This is a genomic window from Sphingomonas gei (assembly GCF_004792685.1).
GTDB classification, from domain to species: domain Bacteria; phylum Pseudomonadota; class Alphaproteobacteria; order Sphingomonadales; family Sphingomonadaceae; genus Sphingomonas; species Sphingomonas gei.
On record NZ_SRXT01000005.1, the window covers coordinates 202,786 to 226,566 of the forward strand.

Annotated in this window: 27 protein-coding genes; 17 read left to right on the plus strand and 10 right to left on the minus strand. The window is 66.6% G+C overall.

The features are described 5' to 3' along the window. Window positions 1-45: 45 nt before the first annotated feature. The 6 genes from E5A73_RS13690 (at window position 46) to E5A73_RS13715 (ending at window position 5,131) form a co-directional block, all read left to right on the plus strand. Entirely contained in the window at window positions 46-528 is a 483-nt protein-coding gene (locus E5A73_RS13690) for an SspB family protein (RefSeq protein ID WP_135964403.1), read from the plus strand. A 155-nt stretch (window positions 529-683) separates the two neighbouring features. After that, entirely contained in the window at window positions 684-2,075 is a 1,392-nt protein-coding gene (gene fumC / locus E5A73_RS13695) for a class II fumarate hydratase (protein WP_135964404.1), read from the plus strand. Window positions 2,076-2,130: 55 nt separating this feature from the next. Continuing rightward, window positions 2,131-2,322, plus strand: coding sequence for a hypothetical protein (locus E5A73_RS13700; protein WP_135964405.1), 192 nt, complete (start codon window positions 2,131-2,133; stop codon window positions 2,320-2,322). Further along, on the plus strand, window positions 2,319-2,522 hold the full coding sequence (locus tag E5A73_RS13705; RefSeq protein WP_135964406.1) for a hypothetical protein: 204 nt from the start codon (window positions 2,319-2,321) through the stop codon (window positions 2,520-2,522). The genes E5A73_RS13700 and E5A73_RS13705 overlap by 4 nt, the downstream gene beginning before the upstream one ends. Before the next feature lie 36 nt (window positions 2,523-2,558). Then, window positions 2,559-3,209 carry a guanylate kinase gene (gene gmk, locus E5A73_RS13710; protein WP_135964407.1) on the plus strand — a complete coding sequence of 217 codons (651 nt, stop codon included), beginning with the start codon at window positions 2,559-2,561 and terminating at the stop codon, window positions 3,207-3,209. Window positions 3,210-3,730: 521 nt separating this feature from the next. Then, window positions 3,731-5,131, plus strand: a complete 1,401-nt coding sequence (locus tag E5A73_RS13715) for a hypothetical protein (RefSeq protein ID WP_135964408.1) — start codon at window positions 3,731-3,733, stop codon at window positions 5,129-5,131. A gap of 206 nt (window positions 5,132-5,337) precedes the next feature. Here the strand turns inward: E5A73_RS13715 and E5A73_RS13720 are convergent, their stop codons facing one another. Genes E5A73_RS13720 through E5A73_RS13745 form a run of 6 tightly spaced genes read right to left on the minus strand, consistent with a single transcriptional unit; the run spans window position 5,338 to window position 9,236 of the window. Continuing rightward, on the minus strand, window positions 5,338-6,018 hold the full coding sequence (locus E5A73_RS13720; RefSeq protein ID WP_135964409.1) for an ATP12 family chaperone protein: 681 nt from the start codon (window positions 6,016-6,018) through the stop codon (window positions 5,338-5,340). Then, complete coding sequence (locus E5A73_RS13725; protein ID WP_135964410.1) at window positions 6,015-6,236, minus strand: hypothetical protein; 222 nt, start codon at window positions 6,234-6,236, stop codon at window positions 6,015-6,017. Before E5A73_RS13725 ends, E5A73_RS13720 begins: the two co-directional genes overlap by 4 nt. Continuing rightward, window positions 6,233-6,892 (minus strand): HAD-IA family hydrolase, encoded by a 660-nt coding sequence (locus E5A73_RS13730; RefSeq protein WP_135964411.1) that lies wholly within the window; start codon window positions 6,890-6,892, stop codon window positions 6,233-6,235. Before E5A73_RS13730 ends, E5A73_RS13725 begins: the two co-directional genes overlap by 4 nt. Window positions 6,893-6,935: 43 nt before the next feature. Further along, window positions 6,936-8,066: an RluA family pseudouridine synthase gene (locus E5A73_RS13735; RefSeq protein ID WP_135964412.1), complete on the minus strand. Its 1,131-nt coding sequence runs from the start codon at window positions 8,064-8,066 to the stop codon at window positions 6,936-6,938. Beyond that, a complete protein-coding gene (crcB, locus tag E5A73_RS13740; RefSeq protein WP_135964413.1) occupies window positions 8,063-8,440 on the minus strand; it encodes a fluoride efflux transporter CrcB in 378 nt (125 codons plus the stop codon). The genes E5A73_RS13735 and crcB overlap by 4 nt, the downstream gene beginning before the upstream one ends. Before the next feature lie 58 nt (window positions 8,441-8,498). Beyond that, window positions 8,499-9,236, minus strand: coding sequence for a hypothetical protein (locus tag E5A73_RS13745; protein ID WP_135964414.1), 738 nt, complete (start codon window positions 9,234-9,236; stop codon window positions 8,499-8,501). A gap of 114 nt (window positions 9,237-9,350) precedes the next feature. Here E5A73_RS13745 and E5A73_RS13750 point away from each other — a divergent pair, with 114 nt between their 5' ends. Then, complete coding sequence (locus E5A73_RS13750) at window positions 9,351-9,578, plus strand: hypothetical protein (protein ID WP_135964415.1); 228 nt, start codon at window positions 9,351-9,353, stop codon at window positions 9,576-9,578. On the opposite strand, the gene E5A73_RS13755 is transcribed toward E5A73_RS13750, so the two are convergent. From E5A73_RS13755 to E5A73_RS13765, 3 genes are all read right to left on the minus strand, one after another. Beyond that, window positions 9,575-10,294, minus strand: coding sequence for a hypothetical protein (locus tag E5A73_RS13755; RefSeq protein WP_168355934.1), 720 nt, complete (start codon window positions 10,292-10,294; stop codon window positions 9,575-9,577). The two genes, E5A73_RS13750 and E5A73_RS13755, sit on opposite strands and share 4 nt — an antisense overlap. A 140-nt stretch (window positions 10,295-10,434) precedes the next feature. Further along, on the minus strand, window positions 10,435-10,968 hold the full coding sequence (locus E5A73_RS13760) for a glycine zipper 2TM domain-containing protein (protein ID WP_135964417.1): 534 nt from the start codon (window positions 10,966-10,968) through the stop codon (window positions 10,435-10,437). Between the two features lie 97 nt (window positions 10,969-11,065). Beyond that, window positions 11,066-11,890: a class I mannose-6-phosphate isomerase gene (locus tag E5A73_RS13765; protein WP_135964418.1), complete on the minus strand. Its 825-nt coding sequence runs from the start codon at window positions 11,888-11,890 to the stop codon at window positions 11,066-11,068. Window positions 11,891-12,051: 161 nt separating this feature from the next. Here E5A73_RS13765 and E5A73_RS13770 point away from each other — a divergent pair, with 161 nt between their 5' ends. The 10 genes from E5A73_RS13770 (at window position 12,052) to E5A73_RS13815 (ending at window position 22,796) form a co-directional block, all read left to right on the plus strand. Beyond that, on the plus strand, window positions 12,052-12,861 hold the full coding sequence (locus tag E5A73_RS13770) for an outer membrane protein assembly factor BamD (protein WP_135964419.1): 810 nt from the start codon (window positions 12,052-12,054) through the stop codon (window positions 12,859-12,861). A gap of 167 nt (window positions 12,862-13,028) precedes the next feature. Further along, on the plus strand, window positions 13,029-14,690 hold the full coding sequence (gene recN / locus E5A73_RS13775; RefSeq protein ID WP_135964420.1) for a DNA repair protein RecN: 1,662 nt from the start codon (window positions 13,029-13,031) through the stop codon (window positions 14,688-14,690). 304 nt (window positions 14,691-14,994) lie between these two features. Next, the gene (locus tag E5A73_RS13780; protein ID WP_135964421.1) at window positions 14,995-15,360 is read left to right on the plus strand and encodes a hypothetical protein; all 366 of its coding nucleotides are present in this window, start codon (window positions 14,995-14,997) and stop codon (window positions 15,358-15,360) included. A 138-nt stretch (window positions 15,361-15,498) separates the two neighbouring features. Continuing rightward, window positions 15,499-16,221 carry a response regulator gene (locus E5A73_RS13785; RefSeq protein WP_135964422.1) on the plus strand — a complete coding sequence of 241 codons (723 nt, stop codon included), beginning with the start codon at window positions 15,499-15,501 and terminating at the stop codon, window positions 16,219-16,221. Then, on the plus strand, window positions 16,218-17,546 hold the full coding sequence (locus E5A73_RS13790; protein ID WP_135964423.1) for an ATP-binding protein: 1,329 nt from the start codon (window positions 16,218-16,220) through the stop codon (window positions 17,544-17,546). The genes E5A73_RS13785 and E5A73_RS13790 overlap by 4 nt, the downstream gene beginning before the upstream one ends. A gap of 79 nt (window positions 17,547-17,625) precedes the next feature. Beyond that, window positions 17,626-18,741: a Gfo/Idh/MocA family protein gene (locus tag E5A73_RS13795; protein WP_135964424.1), complete on the plus strand. Its 1,116-nt coding sequence runs from the start codon at window positions 17,626-17,628 to the stop codon at window positions 18,739-18,741. A gap of 34 nt (window positions 18,742-18,775) precedes the next feature. Further along, entirely contained in the window at window positions 18,776-20,119 is a 1,344-nt protein-coding gene (locus tag E5A73_RS13800; RefSeq protein ID WP_135964425.1) for a GntT/GntP/DsdX family permease, read from the plus strand. Window positions 20,120-20,127: 8 nt separating this feature from the next. Continuing rightward, window positions 20,128-21,144, plus strand: coding sequence for an SMP-30/gluconolactonase/LRE family protein (locus E5A73_RS13805; protein WP_135964426.1), 1,017 nt, complete (start codon window positions 20,128-20,130; stop codon window positions 21,142-21,144). 177 nt (window positions 21,145-21,321) lie between these two features. Next, complete coding sequence (locus E5A73_RS13810) at window positions 21,322-22,068, plus strand: NUDIX hydrolase (RefSeq protein ID WP_135964427.1); 747 nt, start codon at window positions 21,322-21,324, stop codon at window positions 22,066-22,068. After that, window positions 22,065-22,796 carry an extensin-like domain-containing protein gene (locus E5A73_RS13815; protein WP_420822578.1) on the plus strand — a complete coding sequence of 244 codons (732 nt, stop codon included), beginning with the start codon at window positions 22,065-22,067 and terminating at the stop codon, window positions 22,794-22,796. The genes E5A73_RS13810 and E5A73_RS13815 overlap by 4 nt, the downstream gene beginning before the upstream one ends. A 15-nt stretch (window positions 22,797-22,811) precedes the next feature. Here E5A73_RS13815 and E5A73_RS13820 read toward each other — a convergent pair whose 3' ends face one another. Then, window positions 22,812-23,360 (minus strand): hypothetical protein, encoded by a 549-nt coding sequence (locus E5A73_RS13820; RefSeq protein WP_135964428.1) that lies wholly within the window; start codon window positions 23,358-23,360, stop codon window positions 22,812-22,814. Window positions 23,361-23,781: the final 421 nt, after the last annotated feature.

Genomic DNA, 23,781 nt, shown 5'->3' on the forward strand with positions numbered 1-23,781 from the left:
GCAGCATACGCTTGACCCGTCGGCACGAGGCGCTACCCAAGAGGCATGACCGTTACCGTGCCTGACAGCCTGATTCCCTATGACGAGATCGTCCAGGAGGCGCTTCGTGCCGTGGTCGGGCGCGTGCTCGGGACGGTGGCCGCGACTCAGGCGCTGCCGGGCGCGCATCATTTCTACATCACCTTCAAGACGCACGCCCCCGGGGTCGACATCCCGCAGCGGCTGATCGAGCGTTTCCCCGACGAGATGACGATCGTCCTCCAGCACCGCTTCTGGGACCTGAGGGTCGACGACGAGAAATTCTCGGTCGGGCTGAGCTTCAACCAGGTGCCGGCGATGCTCAACATCCCGTTCTCGGCGATCACCGGCTTCCACGATCCGGCGGTCAATTTCGAGCTGCGCTTCCAGGCGCAGGATGTGCCCGAAGGCCCCGAGCCGCACGAAGAGGCCGAGAATGACGGCCCGACGGTGACTCCGGCGGACGACGGCTCGAACGTCGTCTCGGTGGACTTCAAGCGGAAGAAGTAATCCGTCGCGTCTTCGTCATCCCGGTGAAAGCCGGGATCCAGTGCCAAGCACCGCATCGCCCTTGACCCTGGACCCCGGCTTTCGCCGGGGTGACGGGGTTGTGTAAGCGCCGACCTTCCCTTTAGAGCGCTCGCAAATCGCTCCCGGAGGATGTCGTGACCAATACCCGCACCGAAACCGATTCGATCGGCGCCATCGAAGTCCCCGCCCAGGCCTATTGGGGCGCGCAGACCCAGCGTTCGATCGAGAATTTCCCGTTCGGGAGCACGGAGCGGATGCCGATCGGCATCGTCCATGCCCAGGCGATCGTGAAGCAGGCCGCGGCGCGGGTGAACCGCAAGCATGGCATGGACGGCAAAATCGCCGATGCGATCGAGGCGGCCGCGCAGGAAATCGTCGACGGCAAGCTCGACGACCAGTTCCCGCTGGTGATCTGGCAGACCGGCAGCGGCACCCAGACCAACATGAACGTCAACGAAGTCATCGCCGGCCGCGCCAATGACGTGCTGGCGGGAACGCGCGGCGGCAAGTCGCCGGTGCACCCCAACGATCACGTCAATATGAGCCAGTCGTCGAACGACAGCTTCCCGACTGCGCTCCACGTCGCCGCGGTCCGCGCGACTCGGGACGCGCTGGTCCCGGCGCTCGACCGGCTGACCGCTTCGCTCGTCACCAAGGCCGAGGGCTGGGATCACATCATCAAGATCGGCCGCACCCATACCCAGGACGCGACGCCGCTGACGCTCGGCCAGGAATTCTCGGGCTATGCCGCGCAGCTGGTGAGCTGCAAGGCGCGGATCGAGGGAGCGCTCAACGGAAACCTGCGCAAGCTGGCGATCGGCGGCACTGCCGTCGGCACCGGGCTCAATGCGCCCGAGGGCTGGGCCGAGGACATGTCGGCGGCGATCTCGGATATCGCCGGCACCCATTTCGAGCCCGCGCCGAACAAGTTCGAGCAGCTGGCCGCCAAGGACGGGCTGGTGTTCTTCTCGGGCGCGCTCAACACGCTCGCCGTCGCGCTCAACAAGATCGCCAACGACATCCGCTTGCTCGGCTCGGGTCCGCGCTCGGGGCTCGGCGAATTGTCGCTGCCCGCCAACGAGCCGGGCAGCTCGATCATGCCGGGCAAGGTCAACCCCACCCAGTGCGAGTCGCTGACGATGGTCGCGGCGCAGGTGATCGGCAACAACCAGGCCGTCACCGTCGGCGGCATGCAGGGGCATTTCGAGCTCAATGTGTTCATGCCGCTGATCGGCGCCAACGTGCTGCGCTCGATCCATCTGCTGTCGGTCGGCATGACCAGCTTCGCCGAGCGCTGCGTCGACGGGATCGAGGCGAACGAGAAGCAGATCGCCGATCTGGTCGGCCGCTCGCTGATGCTGGTCACCGCGCTGGCGCCGGCGATCGGCTATGACAATGCCGCCAAGATCGCCAAGAACGCCCATGAGAAGGGGCTCACGCTCAAGGAGAGCGGGCTGGCGCTCGGGCTGGTCGACGAAGCGACGTTCGACCAATATGTGCGGCCGGAGACGATGATCGGGCGGTAAATTTGCGGCGGAACTCTCCTGCATCTCCTGCGCTTCCCCACCAAAGGAGAAGCACATGATCGGCAACGCAATCGCCGCCTTTATCGGCCACAAGATCGACGCCAGCGACGGCGAGGGCGGGACGCTCGGCGCGGTTGCGGGCGTCGCGGCTTGGAAGGTCGCCAAGACCGTCGTGCCGGCGTTGCTGGTGTTCGGCGCGATCGCGTATGGCATCCACCGCTTCGCCAATTCCGAGACGGCGATATGATCCGCAACCTGATCGGCGCGTTCATCGGCAACCGGATCGACCGGCGCGACGGCCGCGGCGGCGTCAAGGGCGCGGCGATCGACTATGTCGCCCAGCGCGTCATCACCCGCATGGGCACGCCCGGGCTGCTGCTCGCCGGCGGCTACGGCCTGTATCGCTTCGCCAAGGACCGCCGCCGGACGCGCGACGAGCGCGTCTGACTTGACGCGGGGCGAGTCCGCACGCCACTAGCGCCCATGCCCCACCGCACCGAGAACGATCCGCACAAATTCCGCCGCCGCGGGGTCCTGTTCGTGCTGTCCTCGCCTTCGGGCGCGGGCAAGTCGACGATCGCGCGGAAACTGCTCAAGGCGGATCCGTTCCTCGAAATGTCGGTGTCCTATACCACCCGGCCGATCCGCCCGGGCGAAGTGGACGGAGTCGACTATCATTTCATCGACCTCGAGAAATTCCGCGAGATGGTGTCGAACAACGAGTTCCTCGAATGGGCGCACGTGTTCGACCATCGCTACGGCACTCCGCGCGAGGGGGTGAACAAGATCCTCGCCTCGGGCCGCGACGTGCTGTTCGACATCGACTGGCAGGGCGCGCAGCAGCTGTTCCAGCTCGCCGGCGGCGACGTCGTCCGGGTGTTCATCCTGCCGCCATCGCTCAAGGAACTCCACGAGCGGCTGATCCGCCGTGCGACCGACCCGGTCGAGGTGATCGACGCGCGGATGGCGCGGGCGACCAACGAAGTCAGCCACTGGGACGGCTATGACTATGTGCTGGTCAACGACGAAGTCGAGGAATGCTTCGAATCGGTGCACACGATCCTGCAGGCCGAGCGGCTGCGCCGCTCGCGGCAGACCGGGCTGATCGGGTTCATCCGGGGGTTGATGAAGTAGGGCGGCGTCGTTGCGGCTTCGGGTGGTCAAGCGGGTTGGTTGACTCCGGTTGACTCGCTGGCGGTTTTTTCGAGCATTGCTTGACTCGCTAACGCACTGATTTCCAAAGATTCATGTTTTGAAGCGGTTGACTCTGCGTAAAGCCTCGCGGCGCAAAGGTCACACTAGGGTCACACTATCGCGCATGTTTCAGCGGTGAATGAGCCATGCGGGAATTTATGAAGGTCTGGCCCGGACGCGCCTTGCGTTCGGTCGGACCGACATTGTCAAAGAGCGGCCGCCGGGCGGCAGCGCCTCGATCCCAGCAAACGAAATCCTACATTGCAAGGGGTAGCCAGACCTCGTTGCAAACCGTGCGAACAAAGGGAAGCGGTCACCACGGGCAGGACGTTCAGCAACTGTTCCAGCTCGTCGTCGGCGACTTCGTTTGTCATTAATGTTCAAGGTTCGTTCTTGATTTGTTATGCGTAGCGTAGGACAAGGAGTTGAATGATCTAATTGTTTACGGGGTTAGGCTCGCGGTGACCAAATCCGAATTAATTATGGAAATATTGCGTGAGCTGCGAGTAGCGCAAAACCAAAAATGGAAGCCGCCGACTGCTGGCCGGGTAAGAAGAATAGTTTTTCCGGAGAGACTCTGGTTGGGAGATGGGCGTTCCCTCCTTGCAACTGAGGCTATGCTAAAAGCTGTATCAGATTATGCGCTTATATTATGGGAAAATGATCAAAAACTCAAGCCTAGATTTAAGATTGATGAGTTGTGCCAAGTGGCAGGGCGATCCTTTGCCGTGGCTCTGTCTGAAATAGACCTTGATCTTGATGATGACCAACTGCAGCTAATTGTAAGTGCAAGGGTCACGGATTTGCTCGCGGAGCAGATCGGCCAATATAATAGGCCTATCGACCTGACGTTAGGTTGCCACCTTATAGAAGGTAACGGACCTTACCCACTTGAGGTCGGGCCGGTCCGTTTCGAGGCGCGAGAATTATGGCGGCAACGCATGCTCGCAGCGGGTAAATTGTCGCCGATCACGGCGCGCCGGCTTCTCATGCGATGGAACGGAAAACCGCTTAGGAAACGTGTACCCTCCTTCGATTCTTCAGCTGAAGACGCCATCCTAGATGCGATCGGTGAGTGCCCCGTGGTGTGCTCCGTCGCTACTGACGGTCTTTCGGGAAAATATCTTCAAGAAAAAGGCCTGCTCACCGCTCGCCTCGCGATGGCAGCTATCTCACTTATGTGGGATCGACCTTCGGATGGTTTACGATGGATGAGGCTGCTTTACGATCGGCGCCGATCGCATCGCCACACCGTCCTCTTTGGAAGCAACGCAAAGGTCGGTTCAAGTTCTGAGCGCGCAGATTTCCCTACAGGAAGATACTCGGAACCTGAGCTTGAAGAAAGTCTGTCTTCCTACCGATGGTTATTTGATCAGATCGGAGAAGCGCTAGATGGCTATGTTCAGCCCAGCCAACCGGTAGCACGCCCGAAGGTGATGAGCGCCCTTTTTCTAAGCCTGTGGTGGTTTCACGAGGCCTGCCGTGAACCGTTGGATCAAATTGCTACCACTAAATTCGCCGCTAGCATGGATGCCTTGGCCGCCGACAAGAAGGCGAGCGGAATCGTCAAACTGATCGGCGCGCGGCTTGGCGCCATGCCCCATGATGCGCTCATGAAGGACGGTCGCACGACGAAGGCGGTGATTGCCCAAATCTACGACGCAGGTCGAAGCAGGTTCATCCACGGTTCTAGCGCCGATTACGCTCATGATTGGGCGCCGGTGCGCCAAAGTGCAGAGGCAGTCGGCAGATGGCTTCTGGTCTCATGTTGCGATTGCCTATCTCAAAACCCCAAGATTCGGGACCTTGAAGAGCTTGGAGAGAGAATATCTGACGCGGCTGGAGAGGCGGCGTACAGCTAGTTCTGAGCGGTCCAGTGCAAGTCGGTCCGAGTTCGAACTAAACGCAGGGCGGAATGGCCGTTTGTGGAAGGGATATCAGTCTTTCCCGGGTCGCCAAATTCAGGCGCAGAGCAGACTTCACCATCATCGTCTGAAATCTACGGGAGCATGCTACGAAGATTCTAAAAGCATATCGTGACACCCGCGCACTAGCAGTCCGCCCTTTCCTAAACCAACCCCAGAAACCTCACCCCCGCGTCGAAATCCACCCGCCGCGCCTCCCGCGCCTGCACCGCAAGCACATCCTCGCCCCAGCGCTCGGCCTGCCAGTCCTCGTCGACATGCGCGGCCTGCCACACCGCCTCCGCCGTCGCCGCGTCCTCGGCCAAAGCCAGCGCGGCGACCAGCGAGCCGCTGATCGTCACCACCGGCGACAATGCCGCCAGCCGGAACGCGTCGAGCGCGGCGACTGCCTCGCTTAGCCGGGTCACGGTCGCCTCGGGCTGGGCATGGTGCATCACGCCGGCCACCGGCTCGAAATGCACGTCGTAGCGCCGGCGGGCCCAGTCGAGCAAAGGGTCCCAGGCGGCGGCCTGGCGGTCGACCAAAGCGGCGGGTTCCTCGGCGCGGTAATAGAGCAGGTCGCTCTCGCCATAGGCCGCCAGCCCGGCGGCGAAGGCGGCGGGGTCGGGCGCCACCCGGTCGATCGCGGCGTTGGCGAGCCCTGTGAGCGGCATCGCGCGCGGATCGAGCGTGTCGCCCACGCCGCGCCATTCCTCGGCGATCGCTTCGATGAGCGCGCGGGTCGGCGCCGCCAGCGGAGTGCGGCCGGGGGTGCGGACGGGGCGTCCGTCGAGCGCGAGGCCATTGCCCGGCTCGACGGTGACGTGCTTCCAGAATCGCCTCACGGCTGCTCTGGCGTCCGCCAGCGCCGCGCCATGTAGCGCGGCACCACCGCCATGAAATACAAAGCCGAGAGCAGGATCGCGCCGCCGAGCACGCGCAATTCCCAGCCCTGCGCGCGGCCGGCGACGACCAGCCCGAACACCGCGCCGGCGGTGGCGAGTAGATTGACTCCGGCGATCCTGTAATAGCGATTGCGCGCAAGGCGATCGGCGTCGGTCATAGGGCCTCCAGCTGCGCGGGCAGCGCCGCCGCATGCTCGACGACATGATGCGCGCCCGACTCCAGCAGTTCATGCCGACTGTGGTAGCCCCATGCAACACCTACTGCATGCGCGCCGGCGGCGCGGGCCATTGCCGTGTCGAAGCTGGTGTCGCCGATCATCGCGGTGGTGTCCGGTGAAGCGCCGGCTTCGGCCATCGCGGTTTCGATCATCGACGGGTGCGGCTTGGACGGGTGGCGGTCGGCGGTCTGCAGGGTGACGAAGCGCTCGGCGAGGCCGTGATGCGCGAGGATGTGCGCGAGCCCGCGATCGGACTTGCCGGTGGCGACACCGAGCAGCCAGCCGCCCGCGTGGAGCGTCTCGATCGCCTCGGCGATCCCGTCGAACAGGGGTTCGGGATCGAGCGACCCGCTGGCGCGCATCGCGAAGAAGGCGCGCTTATAGTCCTCGGCCATCGCCGCGTGCTGGTGTGGCTCGGCTTCGGGCAGCAATTGCGCGAGGGCGGGGACGAGGCTGAGCCCGACGATCCGCCGAATCGCGTCGCGCGGCGGCGGATCGAGGCGGGAGGTGGCGAAGCATTGCTCCATCGCGCGGCAGATATTGGCCTGGCTGTCGACGAGGGTGCCGTCGCAATCGAAGAGCGCGAGGCGATTCATGACGGCGATCCGCTCCCGGAGGGGGAGGGATTGATCGGCGGCATCATTTTTTCGGTTTCGCCGGCTTCGCTGGCCTTGCTGGCTCCGTCTCGCGGCGGCCGCGCCGCTCGCCGCGGCGTTCCTTGCGCACCGATTTGGCATGCGCGCGGCCCTGCGCCTTTTTCTGCTCGCGGCTCATCGGCGGGCGATCGTCGAGCGCGTCGGTATTGCCCAGCGCCATGTCGAAGCCGAGCGTGTGCATCGATTCGGCGAAATGCTTGGGCAATTCGGCGGTGACGTCGATCTTGCCGCCATCGGGATGATCGATGCGGATGCGCCGCGCGTGCAGGTGCATTTTCCGGGAGATGCCGCCGGTCAGGAAGGCTTCCTGCAAGCCGTATTTGCCGTCGCCGACGATCGGGTGGCCGATCGCCGCCATGTGGACGCGGAGCTGGTGGGTGCGCCCGGTGAGCGGCTGGAGCTCGACCCAGGCGGTGCGGTTGCCGGCTTCCTCGAGCACGCGATAGCGCGTGCGGCTGGGCGAGCCTTCCTTCATGTCGACCTGCATCTTCTCGCCGCCGGTGCCCGGCTGCTTGCCGATCGGCAGCTCGATCAGGCCGTCCTCGACTTCGGGCACGCCCATGACGAGCGCCCAATAGAGCTTCTTGGCGGTGCGCCCGGAGAAGTTCTTCGAGAAGAACGCCGCGGCGCGGGCGGAGCGGGCGAGCAGCAAGGCGCCGCTGGTGTCCTTGTCGAGCCGGTGGACCAATTTGGGGCGGTTCTCGGCGTCGAACTGGAGCGCGTCGAGCAGCCCGTCGACATGCTCGAAGGTGCCGGTGCCGCCCTGGGTGGCGAGGCCCGGCGGCTTGTTGATCACGATCGCCTGGGCGTCCTGGTGGATCACCATTTCGCGCGCGAAGGCAGTCTGCTCGTCGCTGAGCGGGGGGCGATCGGACTTGGGCTTGACGGCGCCGGGCTTGGGCGGCTCGGCCGGGGGCACGCGGATCGTCTGGCCGGTGGCGAGGCGGTCGCCCGGATCGGCGCGCGCGCCGTCGACGCGCAATTGGCCGGTGCGCGCCCAGCGCGAAACGAGGTTGAAGCTCGATTCGTCGGGCAGATGCCGCTTGAACCAGCGATCGAGGCGGATGCCGTCGTCATCCGCGGCGACGATGAACTGGCGAACGTCAATACTCATGCCACTGCCCTGGAAATGCCGAGGCCGAGCGCGACCGCGGCGACGGCCCCGACGACCGAGGCGAGAATATAGCCCAAAGCCACGCCCCAGTCGCCACGCTCGAGCATCACCATCACGTCGAGCGAGAAGGCCGAGAACGTGGTGAAGCCGCCGAGCACGCCGACGCCGAGCAGCAATCGCCATTGCTCGCCGGCCTCGCCGAAGCGGACGAGACCGCCGGCGAGCAGGCCCATAAAGAGCCCGCCGATCAGGTTGACGGCGAGCGTGCCCCAGGGAAGGCCCGGGCCGAGCAGGCCGAGCGTCGCCCGCCCAACGAGATGTCGGGCGCCGGCGCCGAACGCGCCGCCGAGCATGACGAGAAGAAGTGAAGGCATAGCGCGCCGGTAGCGCGGTTTGGCCTTCAGGGGAACCGCGCTGTTCGCGGGCTCCCTCTCAGCTGCCGTTATTGGCGACCAGATCCACGTCGGTGCCGCCGTTCTTGCGGGGGGTGAGGAACAGCACATAGGCGCCGTCGTCGCGGCTGCGGGTGCCGCCGAGGATGTGCTGCGCGCCGTCGACCTGATGCTCCGAGCTGTATCCGGCGCGCGTTGCCTTGGTGTAATAATAATCGAGCAGCGCGTCGATCGGCTGCGCGGCGGAGAAGCTGACGACGCGCAGCGCGCACTTGCCGCCCTGTGCGCCGGCGGCCTCGGTGACGCGCGCCTGCGGATAGAGCGGCAGATCGGCGGGAAGCCGCTGCGCCCAGCTTGCCGAATATTGGAGCGCGCCGGCGCAGCCCTTGATCCGGGGATTGGACTGGCGCGCGGCGATGCCGCCGAGGGTGACTGCGTCGCGCGCCGTCCTGCATTGCGGGCAGTCCTTGCCGGTCGTCGGGGCGGGGGCCTTGAGCAGTCCCGCGGTGTCGACCTTGGCGCCGTTGGTGGCGACGGCGTCGTCGGGAACCCCGCCCGAATATGGCTGGCTCGGCGGGCGGATCGCGTCGCCATTGGCCTGGCGGCCGAGCTGCGGATCGACCATGATCGGGTCCTGCAGCGCGCTGGTCACCGCCGGATCGGCGGCGTTGCCGAGCTCGGCGTCGCTCAGCATGTTGTTGGCATTGCCCGGCCCGCCGCAACCGGCGAGCGCCAGCGGCAAGAACACGAACAGGATGAAACCGATGGTGCGGACCATGCGCAAGACGCTCCTTGGGGCATGTCGTCTTGCCGTATCAGGGTTAAGGAAGCGTTTGGAACCGGGATTGCGCTTTAGCTTGCCAACACACCTGCGGGTCGCCATGTTGGCGGCATGCTCAATCTCGTCTCAATCCTGATCGGCCTGTTCGCCGGGCTGTTCGCGCTGGTCGGAGTGATCCCGTTCCCGCTGGTGCCGCTGCTCAACTGGATCGCGTTTCCGATCGCATTAGTCGGCGCGGTGATCGGCATGCTGTCGAGCAGCAACAGCGGGCGCAACCTCAACCTGCTGGTGCTGGTGATCAGCGGGCTGCGGCTGTTTCTGACTGGCGGGCTGATCTAGGGCACGGTATATTCCGAACACTCCGGAAGCGGCGCGTCCGGCTGATAGCTGCCCGTAGCGGCATCGAAGCGGAACCGCCGCGTGAAGCTGCATTCAGGATCGCGCTCGCGCACCAGGTCGGATTTCTTCAGCCGTGGGTTGGCGGAGGAATCGGCCATGCGCGAAACGCCGCGCGGGAAAGCGTATGCTTCGCTGACATAAGCAAGCGCCGGCAGGCCGTTTGTCGCGTCCCCGGCCAGTTCGATGTTGCCCGAGAAACCATATTCGTCGTGGCACGCGCCCCGGCGGTTCCGCATGTCGCGCTCGCCGAAACAGGCGCGGATCATCAGCGACGCGGCGACGGGCACGCGCAGCACGGGCGTCGCGACGGCCTGCCCGTCGGGAGTGACGCGGAACAGCCGCAATTCGGTGGCGCTGCCACCGCCGCCCGAATAGGCCGTGCTGGTCCGCGCCTCGACGCCGGCCAGGAAGCTGCCGTCCTCGAGCAGGATCAGGCGAGGCCAGACCGCATAGGTTTCGTCCGCGAAGGTTTCCGAAGGCGGCGGCATCGGCGGCGCGGCGTCGCCGGCGCGGACGATCGGAAGGGCCTGTGCGTCCTGGTCCTGCGGCGCGGAGAGGTCGACGCACCAGCGTCGGTCCGCGCTGCAATATTGCCCGTTGATGGCGGCGAGGGGCACCAGCCGATCGGGAGCGGCACGCATATCGTGCCGAAGCATCATGATGGCGAGGAATACGCTGACGGGAATGGGCGCTCCGGGGTGAACCTGGGGTGCCGATACCCGTCCGCCACGCCGGTCGCAAAGAAAAGGCCCGGTGTCGAAACACCGGGCCTCTCTCGCCTGCGTGGCGAAGTCTTTTAGCGGCAGCGCACGTTGCGGCTCGAGTTGCGGTCGACCGACGAACCCAGCGCCGCGCCTGCGGCTGCGCCGAGCAGCGTGCCGAGCGTCGCATTGCGGCCGTTCGACAGCGAGTTGCCGAGGAAGCCACCCGCGACGCCGCCGATGATCAGGCCGGTCGTGCCGTCCGAGCGGCGGCAATAATAACGGCCGTCATTGCCGCGATAGACCCGGTCGTTCCGGCTCAGGCGGCGCTCCTGATAATAGCGGCCGTCGCGATAATATTGGTCGGCATAATACGCGTTCTGGCCGCGGGGCAGGCGGTTATGGTCATAGTTGCGATACTGGCGCCAATCGCGGTTGCGGCCGTCCTGACGGTCGCGATGGTTGCGTGCACCACGGTCGTTGCGGTCGCGGTCGCGGTCGCGCCAGTCCTGGCCGGCAGCGGTGGCGGCTGTCGCCGACACGTGCACCGCAGAGGCGCTCGCCGCAGTGGCGGCAGGGATGGCGGGAAGGGCCATCGCGGTGATCGCCGCGGCCAAAAGAATACGCATGGAATTGCTCCTGTTCGTTCAGATGCAAGCCCAACGTGCCGCGTGCGCGGCAGGTTGCGTGAATGGCAAACTACGTTCCGTTCACGCAACCGACAGGTCAGATCCGCGCCGTGCCCGGATAGGCGAAGAGCAGGTCGCTGCCCGCCTCGGCATGGAGCTCGCATTCGCCCTCCAGCGTGACGCACTCGCCAGCATGGAAGGCGATTCCGTCGACCACGCCTTCGCCCGCCAGGGGCACCAGCCAGCCGGTCACGCCGGCGGGGAGCCTCAGCGTGCGGCGGCCGCCTTCCAGTCGCTCGAGCACGAATTTGGGCCCTTCGACCAGGATCGCGCGGTCGTCGGCAACCTTGCCCGGCATCGGATGCGGGACGTACGGTGTGGGGTCCGACACGGCGACGCCGTCGTCGAGATGCAGTTCGCGCGGCCGGCCATAATCGTACAGCCTATAGGTCGTTTCGCTGTTCTGCTGGACTTCGACCAAGGTGATCCCCGCGCCGATCGCATGGACCGTCCCCGAAGCCGAATAGAAGAAGTCGCCCGCCTTGACCGGCTTCCAGTCGAGCAGATCCTCGATCGAGCCGTCGAGCGCGGCGGCCCGCAGCGTCTCGCGGTCGACCGGCTCCTTCGTCCCCAGCGCGATCGTCGAATCGGGCTCGGCGCCGAGGATCACCCAGCATTCGTCCTTGCCGCGCGGCAGCCCCTTGGCCTGCGCCTGCTCGTCATTGGGGTGGACCTGCACCGACAATTTCTCGCTGGTGAACAGATATTTGATCAGCAGGTCGGGGGTGGAATTGCCCGGGGTCTTGAACCAGACTTCGCCGATCGGCTCCTGGTCGGGCGCGGGGTTCGCGAAGCCGGGCCACAAAGTGTGCCGGCCCCAGGGCTTTTCAACGCGGTGGGTGGCGAGAAGCGTCGCAGTCACTCAGGTCTCTCCGGTTCGGATGCGCAATGAATTGTGCAACGCACCAATGCCGTCAAGCGATCCTCTGCGCCAGCGCAATCGCCATCGGCGGGACCTCCGCCACAAAGCCGCCGCGAAAAGGATTGTTTGACGCCACCCCGCTGGGCTAAGACGCCCCTCATATGCGTACACCCCTTGCCCGCGCCTTCGCGCTCGCCCTCGTTCCGGTGCTTGCCTTTTCGGTCGCAGGTTGCGCCAAGCAGGGCGCCCGCTCCGACCTTCCTTATGTCGCGCGCGACGTGGGCACGCTGTACAGCGCCGGCAAGACGCGGCTGGACCAGCGCCAGTACAAGCTCGCCGCGGCTTTGTTCGACGAAGTCGAGCGCCAGCATCCCTATTCGGTATGGGCGCGCCGCGCGCAGCTGATGGGGGCGTTCAGCTATTATCTGAACCAGGATTATTCGCAGGCGATCGCCTCGGCGCAGCGCTTCCTCGCGGTCCACCCCGGCAATCGCGACGCGCCTTATGCCTATTATCTGATCGCGCTCAGCTATTACGAGCAGGTCGCCGACGTCACCCGCGACCAGAAGATCAGCCAGCAGGCGCTCGACGCGCTCGGCGAGCTGACGCGTCGCTATCCCAACACGCGCTACGCCGCCGATGCCCGGCTCAAGATCGATCTGGTCCGCGATCACCTCGCCGGCAAGGAAATGGAGATCGGCCGCTTCTACGAAGGCCGCGGCCAGTGGCTCGCCGCGACGATGCGCTTCCGCAACGTCGTCGACAATTACCAGATGACCACGCACGTGCCCGAGGCGCTGCTGCGGCTGACCGAGAGCTATTTGTCGCTCGGCATGCCGACCGAAGCGCAGAAGGCGGCGGCGGTGCTCGGCGCCAATTATCCTGGCACCGACTGGTACAAGCGCGCGTATGACCTGATGCAGGACAATCAGGACAAATTGGCCAAGGCGCAGGCGCCCGCCGCGAGCTGAGAACCGTTGCGGCGCCACAAAATGGCCGTCACCCCGGCGAAGGCCGGGGCCCAGAGTTTCTCTGCCGAGTCGTTTGCGGCTCTGGATCCCGGCCTTCGCCGGGACGACGAGGGGGGTGAAGGCCATGGCTTCCGTTCCTCCTCCGTTCCTGCAATAAGCCGGCCCGCATGCTGACGGCGCTTTCCATCCGCGACGTAGTGCTGATCGAGGCACTCGACCTCGAATTCGGCGAAGGGCTGGGCGTGCTGACCGGCGAGACCGGCGCGGGCAAGTCGATCCTGCTCGACGCACTCGGCCTCGCGCTCGGCGCGCGCGGCGAGAGCGGGCTGGTGCGCCAGGGCGCCGCGCAGGCCGTGGTCACCGCGAGCTTCGAGACGCCGGCGCAGGATGGCGCGATCGCCAGTCTGATGGCGCAGAACGGGCTCGATCTCGAACCCGGCGAGCCTCTGCTCGTCCGCCGTATCGTCAAGTCGGACGGGGGCAGCCGCGCGTTCGTCAACGACCAGCCGGCATCGGCAGGGCTGCTGCGCGAACTTGCGCCGCATCTCGTCGAGATCCATGGCCAGCATGACGATCGCGGGCTGCTCAATTCGCGCGGGCATCGCAATCTGCTCGACACGTTCGGCCGGCTCGATGCCGGGCCCGTTGCGGTGGCGCACCGGGTGTGGCGCGAGGCCGAGGGCGCGCTCGCCGTGGCGCGTGCCGAGCAGGATAGCGCCGAGCGCGATCACGAATGGCTCACCCATGCCGTGACCGAGTTGCGCGCGCTCGCACCCGAGGCGGGAGAGGAGGAGCTTCTCGCCTCCCGCCGCGCGACGATGCAGCGCGGCGAGAAGGTCGCCGGCGAGCTTCAGTCGGTAGCCGAATTGCTCGAAGGCTCGGAAGGCGGGCTCAGCCAGTTCCGCCAGGCGGCGCGGATTCTCGAACGGATCGCCGACAGCCATGATGCGCTGGGCGAGGCGCTGGCGGCGATCGACCGGGCGATCACCGAAGGCGCCGAGGCGCAGGAACGGATCGATAGGGCGGCGGACGCGATGGCGTTCGATCCGGCGTCGCTGGAGGCCGACGAGACCCGGCTGTTCGAGCTGCGCGCGCTCGCCCGCAAGCACCGTGTGCAGCCCGACGAATTGCCGGCGCTGCTCGAAGAATTGGCGGCGCGGCTCGATCGCGTCGAGAGCGGTGGCGCCGGGATCGCGCGGCTCGAACTCGCCATGGAGGAGGCGCATCGCGTCTATCGCGAGACGGCGCGGGCCTTGTCGGAAGCACGGAGCTTGGCGGCGACGCGCCTCGACGCCTCGGTCGAGGCCGAGCTCAAGCCGCTCAAGCTCGACGCGGCGCGCTTCCGCACCGTCGTCGAGCCGCTCGACGAAAGCGCATGGTCGCCGGCGGGGATGGATCGAGTCGAGTTCGCGGTGTCGACCAATCCGGGCGCGCCCTTCGCGCCGCTGATCAAGATCGCCAGCGGCGGCGAATTGTCGCGCTTCATCCTGGCGCTCAAGGTCGCGCTCGCGGAGAAAGGTGGCGCGGCTACCTTGATCTTCGACGAGATCGATCGCGGGGTCGGCGGCGCGGTGGCGAGCGCGATCGGCGATCGTCTGGCCCGGCTCGCCTCGACCGCGCAGGTGCTGGTGGTGACGCACAGTCCGCAGGTTGCCGCGCGGGGCGCGCAGCATCTGCTCATCGCCAAAAGCCATGACGGGCTGGTCACGCGCACCGGGGTCACGCCGCTCGACGCCGGCCAGCGTCGCGAGGAAATCGCGCGCATGCTCTCAGGGGCGGAGATTACGCCCGAGGCGCGGGCCCAGGCCGAGCGGTTGCTGGCGGCTTGACCATATTCCCCTCCCTGAAAGGGAGGGGTCAGGGGTGGGTCTGCGACAAGCGAGGCTCGATGCCTCGGTCGTCGCCTTTGTCGAGCTGGTAAATGAGTCTTTCTAAGCGCGCAGGCGCACACCCACCCCCAACCCCGCCCTGCAAGCAGGGAGGGACGCGAAAATCTGAACCCCCGTTCAGCCCCGTCCCGCTTCTGCGACAATTCGCGACACAAATGCACCAGCGATGGGACACTTCAGCGACGCGCGCGTTCGATAACACCCTTCGACCGCAGCCGCGGTCCCGTTTCAAAAGGAGAGTAATATGAAGAAATTCTCGCTCATGCTCGCCGGCCTCGGCATCGCCGCCGCGGCTGTTCCTGCCGCTGCCATCGCTGCGCCCGCGCCGCACGCCGCCAGCTATCAGGCCGGCTGGCAGAACATCAATGCGCGCCAGAACCGGCTCGATACCCGGATCAACCAGGGCATCCGCTCGGGTGCGCTCAGCCGCGCCGAGGCAGCGCGCCTCAAGCTGCAGTTCCGCGAGCTCAGCCGCCTCGAGGCACGCTATCGCGCCAGCCGCCCCGGCCTGACCCTCGCCGAACGCCGTGATCTCGACCGCCGCTTCGACGCGCTCTCGGCGCGGATCCGGGTCGAGAAACACGACCGTAACGGACGCCGCGGCCGCTAAGCCGGTCATCGGCCGATCAGGACGGGCTCCGCCAGCGACGGCGGGGCCCGTTCCCGTATCGGCCCGGTGTCCGCAAGCCTTTGTGCGCAATAGAAAAAATAGGGCAGCAATTCAGACGCATCGCCTCTAATATGCGACATGGCCAGCCTAGCCCAAAACCACGCCGATTCGGCGACGTTGCTCGTCGTCGACGATGATCGCGACATTCGCCATCTTCTCGCCAACAGCCTCGGTGCCCATGGTTTCCAGGTCGAGACTGCCGCCGACACGCGCGGTATGGACGAAGTCCTCGCGCAGACCCATGTCGATTGCGTCATTCTCGACGTGATGATGCCCGGCGAGGACGGGATCGCCGCCTGCCGCCGGATCGCGCGCCGCGACGGGCCCGAAGTGATCCTGCTGAGTGCGCTCGGCGAGGAGCAGGACCGCATCCTCGGGCTCGAAGTCGGCGCGGGCCATTATCTGCCCAAGCCGTGCAGCCCGCGCGAGATCCTCGCCACGGTCCGCGCGGCGCTGCGCAAGCGGGGTGTCGGCGCCGCGCCCGCGAGCGAAGTCCATGGTTTCGACGGGTGGCGGATCGATCTCGGCAGCCACGAACTGTTCGATCCCGCCGGCGTGCTGGTGGGGCTTACCGACGGCGAGTTCGCCGTGCTCCGCGTGTTCATCGAACGGCCGCGCCGCGTGCTGTCGCGCGAGGCGTTGCTCCAGGCGGCGCGCGGACCCGATTCGGATGCCTATGATCGCGCGATCGACGTGCAGGTCAGCCGGCTCCGGCGCAAACTGCGCGCCGGCGGCGACGAGATCATCCGCACCGTGCGCAACGAAGGCTATCTGTTCGTCCCGCGCGTGGCGCGCGCATGATTTCAGCCGGGAGCGCGGCGCGTTCGCCGCTGTTCCTGCGCATCTTCCTGCTGATGCTGGTCTGCGTCGCGGTGGTCCAGTTGATGAACCTGACGCTGCTGATCGCCGTGCAGACGCCGTCCGCCAAGCTCTACACCGTCGGACAGGTCGTCCATGCGATGCGCGGGAGCGACCCGGGCGACGAACTGCACGTCGAGCGAGTCGCCTCCGTGGCGCCCGCGCCGTGGAATCCGCGCGGCGAACGGATCGAGGCGGCGCTTGCCTCGGCGCTGGGGGTTCCCCCGGCATCGGTACACATCAGTTTTCCGACACCGTTTCTGCAACGCGAGCGCGTTTTCCAGCGTACTGCGATGCCGCGGCCGGCGCCGATCAGCCCGGCAGTTGCACGCGACGTCATCGTGATCGGCGGGTTCACGGCGGCATGGCGCCAGCCCGACGGACAGTGGATCCGAGTCGAGCCGGCGGAGGAATTCGAGGCGTGGCGCTGGTTCGTGCTGGCCTGGCTGGTCGTTTCGGCGATCGCAGTGGCGCCGTTCGCATGGGCGCTCGCGCATCGCTTCGCCAAGCCGATCCGCGCCTTCGCCGCCGCCGCCGAGCGGCTGGGACGCGATCCGCGCGCGCCGCCGCTCGAATTCGCGGGGCCGGCCGAGATTGCCGAAGCGGCCGCGGCGTTCAACACGATGCAGGCGCGGCTCAATCGCTATGTCGACGATCGCACCACGGTGATGAGCGCGGTGGCGCACGATCTGCGCACCCCGCTGATGCGGCTCGGCTTGCGGCTGGAAGCCGCGCCCGACGCGCTGCGTCGGGCCTGCGAGGGCGATATTCGCGACATGCAGGGGCTGGTGTCGACCGCGCTCGCTTATGTCCGCGAGACCAGCGAGTCGCCGGTGCGGCGCCCGCTCGATCTGCGCTCGCTGACCGAGACGGTGGTCGACGATCTCGCCGATCGCGGCGAGGCGGTGACGTTCGCGCCCGGCGAACCGATCGTCCTCAATGCCAACCCGGCGGCGATCAAGGCGATGGTGAGCAACCTCGTGATCAACGCCGTCAAATATGCCGGCGGGGCGGAGGTGTCGCTCGGGCGCGTCGACGGCCATGCCGTGCTCGACGTGCGCGATTCCGGCCCCGGGATACCGGCGGAAGATCTCGACCATGTCTTCGAGCCCTTTTTCCGCGGCGAACGCTCGCGCAATCGCGACACCGGCGGCGTCGGCCTCGGCCTGCCCAGCGCCCGCGCGGTGGCACGCGCGCATGGCGGCGATGTCGAGCTTGCCAACCGCGCCGATGGCGGGCTGATCGCCACCGTCCACCTGCCGGTCTGAGCCGGCCGGCATACGACTATTAAGGCCTTTCGTGGCCCTCTGCCATCATGTTAGCGCTCGCTGCAGCGAGGAGAGGATGATGGGGAACGGGCAAAGCCGTCGCGAGATCCTGACGGGTTCGGGCGCCGCGCTGCTGGCGGCGGCGCTGCCGGCGTGCGGCCGCGCGCAGGAAGCCCCGAAGCGCAAGCTCGGCTATGCGATCGTCGGGCTCGGCAGTTACGCCACCCGCCAGATCATGCCGCGGCTGCAGGATTGCGAATTCGCCAAGCTCACCGCTCTGGTCAGCGGGACGCCCGAGAAGCTCGAGCGCTTCGGCAGCGAATACGGCATCCCGAAGACGCATCGCTACAGCTACGCCAATTTCGACAGCATCCGCGACAATCCCGACATCGACCTGGTCTATGTCGTGCTGCCCAATTCCTTGCATGCCGAATATTCGATCCGCGCCAGCCAGGCGGGCAAGCATGTGCTGTGCGAGAAGCCGATGGCGGTCTCCTCGGCCGAATGCGAGGCGATGATCGCCGCCGCCAAGAAGGCCGGCAAGAAACTGATGATCGGCTATCGTTGCCATTTCGAGCAGTATAACCGCCACGGCATCGAGCTGGTGCAGAGCGGCTTTATCGGCCGCCCGCGGCTGATCACCTCCGAGCATGGCTTCAATGCCCAGCCGGGCCAGTGGCGGCTCGATCGGCCGCTGTCGGGGGGCGGATCGATGATGGACATCGGCATCTACAGCCTCAATGCCGCGCGCTATCTCGCGGGCGAGGAGCCGATCGAAGTCAGCGCGATGGAATCGACCGACCGCAGCGATCCGCGCTTCCGCAACGTCGAGGACCGGATCGACTGGCAGATGCGCTTCCCTTCGGGCGCGCTGGCCAATTGTGCGTCGAGCTACACCTCCAACCACAATGCCTGGCGCGTCACGAGCACCGAGGGCTGGGTGGGGATGGAGCCGGCGACTTCCTACGAAGGGCATCAGATGTGGGTGCGCAAGGGCGGCAAGGCCGAGCAGCGGACGCTTCCGGCGGCCGCCAAGAACCAGTTCGTGGCGCAACTCGATCACTTCGCCGAATGCGCGCGGACCGGCCGCGAGCCGCTCGTCGCCGGCGAAGAGGGCCTGCGCGACCTGCGGCTGATCGAGGCGATCTATCGCTCGGCGCGCGAAGGCAAGGCGATCCGCGTGGCCAAAGCATGAAGGACGCCATCGAAGTCCGCGTGGAGATCGCCTGATGCCCGAATCTTATTACACGCTGGCGATCGTCGCCGCGAGCATCGCCGCAGTGATCTTCCTGGTGTTGCGCTTCAAGCTGCAGCCGTTCCTCGTGCTGCTGCTCGTGGCCCTGGTCACCGGGCTCGCATTCGGCGGCGAGCCCCAGACGGTGATCGCGGCGATCCGCAAGGGCACTGGCGAGGCGCTGGGCTTCGTCGCGGTGGTGATCGGTCTCGGCGCGATACTCGGCGGGCTGCTCGAGGCGAGCGGCGGCGTCAACGCGATCGCGCATCGCCTGCTCGACCTGTTCGGCGAGAAACGCGTGCCCTGGGCGCTCACCGCGGTGGGCATCGTGGTCGGCGTGCCGTTGTTCTTCGACGTGGCGTTCATCATCCTCGCGCCGTTGCTCGCCACCCTGGCGATCCGCGCCGAGCGCCGGGTGACTTATTTCGCGCTGCCGCTGCTCGCCGGGCTGATGACGATGCACGCCTTGCTGCCACCGCATCCGGGCCCGGTCGCGGTCGCAGAGCTGATCCACACCGATTACGGGCTGCTTGCTTTCTACGGATTGATCTGCGGGATTCCGTCGGCGCTGCTCGCGGGGCCGGTCTTCGCCAAGATGTTCCACGGCGCGCCCGGCTTCGGCGACCAGGCGCCGCCGCCGATGCTCGACGAAGGCGCGCCGCAGACCAACCCGATCGGCTTCGGGCCGGCGCTGCTCGCGATGCTGTTTCCGCTCGGCCTGATCCTGATCGCGGCGGTGGCGGGGCAGGCGATGGCACCGGGCCCGGCCAAGACCTTCCTGCTGTTCCTCGGTCACCCGTTCACCGCGCTGATGCTCGCCGCGCTGTCGGTAACCGGCTGGCTGCGGGTGCGCGAGGGCGCGCCCTGGGCGACGCTGTCGCGCATCATGACGCGCGCGCTTGAGCCGGCCGGGCTGATGGTGCTGATCATCGGCGCGGGCGCGGCCTATAAGGAAGTGCTGATCGAATCGGGGGCGGGGCAGCAGATCACGGCGCTGGTCACCGCCGCGCAGGTCTCGGTGCCGGTGTTCGCGTTCCTGCTGTCGGCTTTCGTCCGCATCGCGCAGGGTTCCGCCACGGTCGCGATGGTGACGGCCGCGGGGCTCGCCGGACCTTTGATCACCGCGGCGGCGCTCAGCCCGAGCCGGATCGCCTTGGTGACGATCGCGATCGGCGGCGGGGCGACGATCGCCAGCCATGTCAACGACACCGGCTTCTGGCTGGTGAAGCAATATCTCGGGCTGACCGAGGCGCAGACCTTCCGCAGCTGGACGATCGGCGCCACGATCGCCGGCCTGACGAGTTTCGGCATAGCCTTGTTGATCTGGCCGTTCGTATAGAGAGACCCATGACTCACTCGATCACGCGCCGCGCCGCGCTCGCCGGCATGGCGGCGCTTCCCTTCGTTCCCGCGCTTGCGCGCGCCGCGACCGTTGGCGGTATCACCCGCTTCGATCCCGCACTCGACGCCGTGGTCGACGTGAACACCCCGATCGAAGTGCTTTCCAGCGGCTATAGATGGGCGGAGGGACCGGTCTGGGTGAAAAGCGGCGGCTATCTGCTGTTTTCCGACGTTCCCGCGAACGTGGTGCACCGCTGGAAGCAGGGAGAGGGCGTCACTCGGTTCCTCGATCCCTCGGGCCTCGCCGGACCGATCCCGGCGGGCATCCGCGAGGCCGGGGCCAACGGGCTAGCGGTGGATGCGCGGGGGCGGCTGATCCTGGCCGATTCGGGAACGCGGGCGATCGCCGCGGTCGACCTCGCCACCAAGCGCCGCACGATCCTCGCCGACCGCTACCAGGGCAAGCGCTTCAACAGCTGCAACGACGTCGCGATCGGCAGGAACGGCGCGATCTATTTCACCGATCCGCCTTATGGACTGGCCGAGGGCGACACTTCGCCGCTCAAGGAACTCGGCTTCAACGGCGTGTTCCTGCGTACCGCCGACGGCAAGGTCCGTGTGATCGACGATACGCTCAAGCGCCCCAACGGGATCGGCCTCTGCCCGAAGAAGACGACGCTCTACGTCGCGATGTCGGACGAGGCGCGGCCGCATATTCTCGCATATCCGCTCGGTGCCGACGGCATGCCGCGCGCCGCCGCGGCCGTCTTCCACGATTTCAGCGAGCCGCTCGCCCGCAAGCTGCCCGGGCTTCCCGATGGGCTCAAGGTCGACAAGGCCGGCCGGCTGTTCGCCAGCGGGCCCGGCGGGATCTACGTCCTCTCGCCCGAAGGCAAGGCGCTCGGCCTGATCGCGACGGGCAAGGCGGCCGCCAATTGCGCGTTCGGCGAGGATGGCCGGACGCTGTTCGTCACTTCGAGCGACATGCTGGCGCGCGTCCGGCTGAAGACACCGGGCTGGTAATAAAGGAAAATCCTCCCTCGCGCAGCGGGGGAGGTGGCGCCGAAGGCGACGGAGGGGGCGTGGCCGCGCGCGTATCGCTTGTGGAGAGGCCCCCTCCGTCATGCTGCGCATGCCACCTCCCCCGCTTGCGCGGGGGAGGAGCTTTCAATGGTGTCGATGCGCCCCTAGATCACAGGCATGGCCGAACCCGAGGCGATTCCCGCCGCTACCGTGATCGTGATGCGTGAGACCGCCGGGGGGCCGCCCGAATTGCTGATCGTCGAGCGGGCGCGGGCGATGTCGTTTGCCGGCGGCGCGCTGGTGTTTCCGGGCGGGCGCGTGGACCCGGCGGACGACGCGCTGGCTGCAACGCTGGAAGGCGATCGCGACGATCTCGCGGCGCGGATCGCGGCGGTGCGCGAGACGATCGAGGAAGCCGGAGTGGCAGTGGGCGTGCGCGTGCCCGCCGACGCCATTCCCGATCTCCAGCGCCGGCTCTATGCCGGCGAGGCCATGGCGGCGTTGCTCGACGAATTCCATGGCACGCTCGATCTCGACGCGCTGCACTTCTTCGCGCGCTGGCTGCCCGCGGGCGTCCATCACAAGGTGTTCGACACGCGATTCTATCTCGCTCGCGCGCCTGAGGGTGCCGAGCCGGTCGTCGACGGCAACGAGAATGTTCGCCTGTTCTGGGCGACGGCGCGGGCAGTGCTCGACGCCGCCGATCGCGGCGAGGCGACGATCATCTTTCCCACCCGGCGCAACCTCGAACGGCTGGCATTGTTTGCGAGTTTCGCCGATGCCGCCGCCGATGCGCGGGCACGTCCGGTCCGTGTCGTTACGCCGTGGATCGAGGCGCGCGACGATGGCGACCATCTGTGCATTCCGGACGATCTCGGTTATCCGGTGACTTCGGAGTTGCTGGCGAGGGCGGTCCGGGCGTGAGGACGATTCGCCGGGCGATCCTGGCCGTCCTGCTCTTCGCGATGTTGCTGCTCGTCTTCTTTGCGATCTACGCAATGGTCCGCAATCGCCCGCAGGACCTGCCCTGGACCCGGCTCGATCTCGGCCAGCCGATCGGCGCGTTCACCGGCCGCAAGCTTGCCGGGCTGACCGACAATTTCGCCGAATGCCGCGCTTTGCTTCAGGCGGCCGGGGTGCGCTACACGATCCTGCCGACCGTCAAATCGGCGGGAAAATGCGGCTATGCCGATGGCCTGCGCTTCGTGCCCGGCGGAGCGCAGCGAGTCGAGTTCACGCCGGCGCGGCTCGGCGTGTCATGCCCGGTCGCTGCTGCGCTGTCGATGTGGGAATGGAACGTCCTCCAGCCCGCCGCGCAGAAACATTTCGGCGCGCGGGTCGAGCGGGTCGAGCATCTCGGCAGCTATTCGTGCCGCCGCCTCTATGGCCGCAGCGCGGGCGACTGGAGCGAGCACGCGACCGCCGATGCGATCGACGTCGCCGGGTTCCGGCTCTCCGACGGAACGCATGTCAGCGTGCTGGGCGACTGGCAGGGTGGGGGAGAGAAGGCCGCGTTCCTGCGCGACGTGCGCACCGGGGGGTGCAGCTTGTTCTCGACGGTTTTGTCGCCGGATTACAATGCGGCGCACCGCGATCATCTGCACCTCGACCAGGCCGAGCGCGGCGAGATGGGGTGGCGGGCCTGCCGGTAGACAGGCCCGAGAAGTTCAGTTCAGCGCGGCGGTGTCGACCTTTTCCACCCATTGCGGGAAGAAAGCCGGCTGGCGGTTCGACCAGCCCGAGGCAGTCGCCGCGGCTTCGCTGATCGACTGGAGCAGCTTGCGCCGCAGATCGGGGTGCAAATGCGGCAGCGCCGCCGCCGAGCAGAATGCCGAGGGCAGCCATGGCCGCACTTCGGCGCCGATCAGCCGCTCGTAAAGGAAGCGATAGGCCGAGAAGCTGGTCAGCCGGCCCTGGCCGAGATCGAACGCCGAGACGGTGACGAGCGGCGCCAGGAACGGCTCCATCGCGCCGAGGTCGTTATCGTCGGGCATCAATGCGCGCAGCTCGGGGATGCGCTCGTACATGCGCGCCTGGGCGCGGATGCTGGCGGCTTCGACCACGTCGCGCGACCAGCGCTCCATCGCATCCTCGCGCTCGAGGCCGATGTCGAGCGCACGGCGCACATAGCGCTGCGTCGATGCGGAGAACCCCGCAAATTCCTTCATTTCGGCCAGCGTCATGGCGCCTTCGGCCGGCTTCATTCTCGATGCCATTACCTTAACTCCCACCCCACTCAATTCCACCGGCGATCATGCGACAAATTGGTTAACGCGTCGCTTAATCGACCGTTGGCTCCCGTTCATTATAGGAATCTAAAAGGTGGTGCAGCGCAACATCGGTTGCGATGAATCGAGGTTCGGCATCGTGGAAAACCCTTAAGCTGATGCCCGTACGCAACAAAGCTGCGTGCTCTGCGGCTCGGGCCGGAACGCCTCTTCCGGCCATGGCCAGACGCGCCTGACGCAAGCGAGGCCTGCAAAATTAACAAATCCTAAACCTTCCGGCGACGCGAAAGCCTTCGTTTTCCGCCATTTTCAGGCGGTTCCCTCGGCCTATCGGTTCGCCGCAACGGTTCGTCGGATCGGCGATCCGCAGGGGTTACCGCCGTCCTATGATCAGGCTAGCAACACTCAA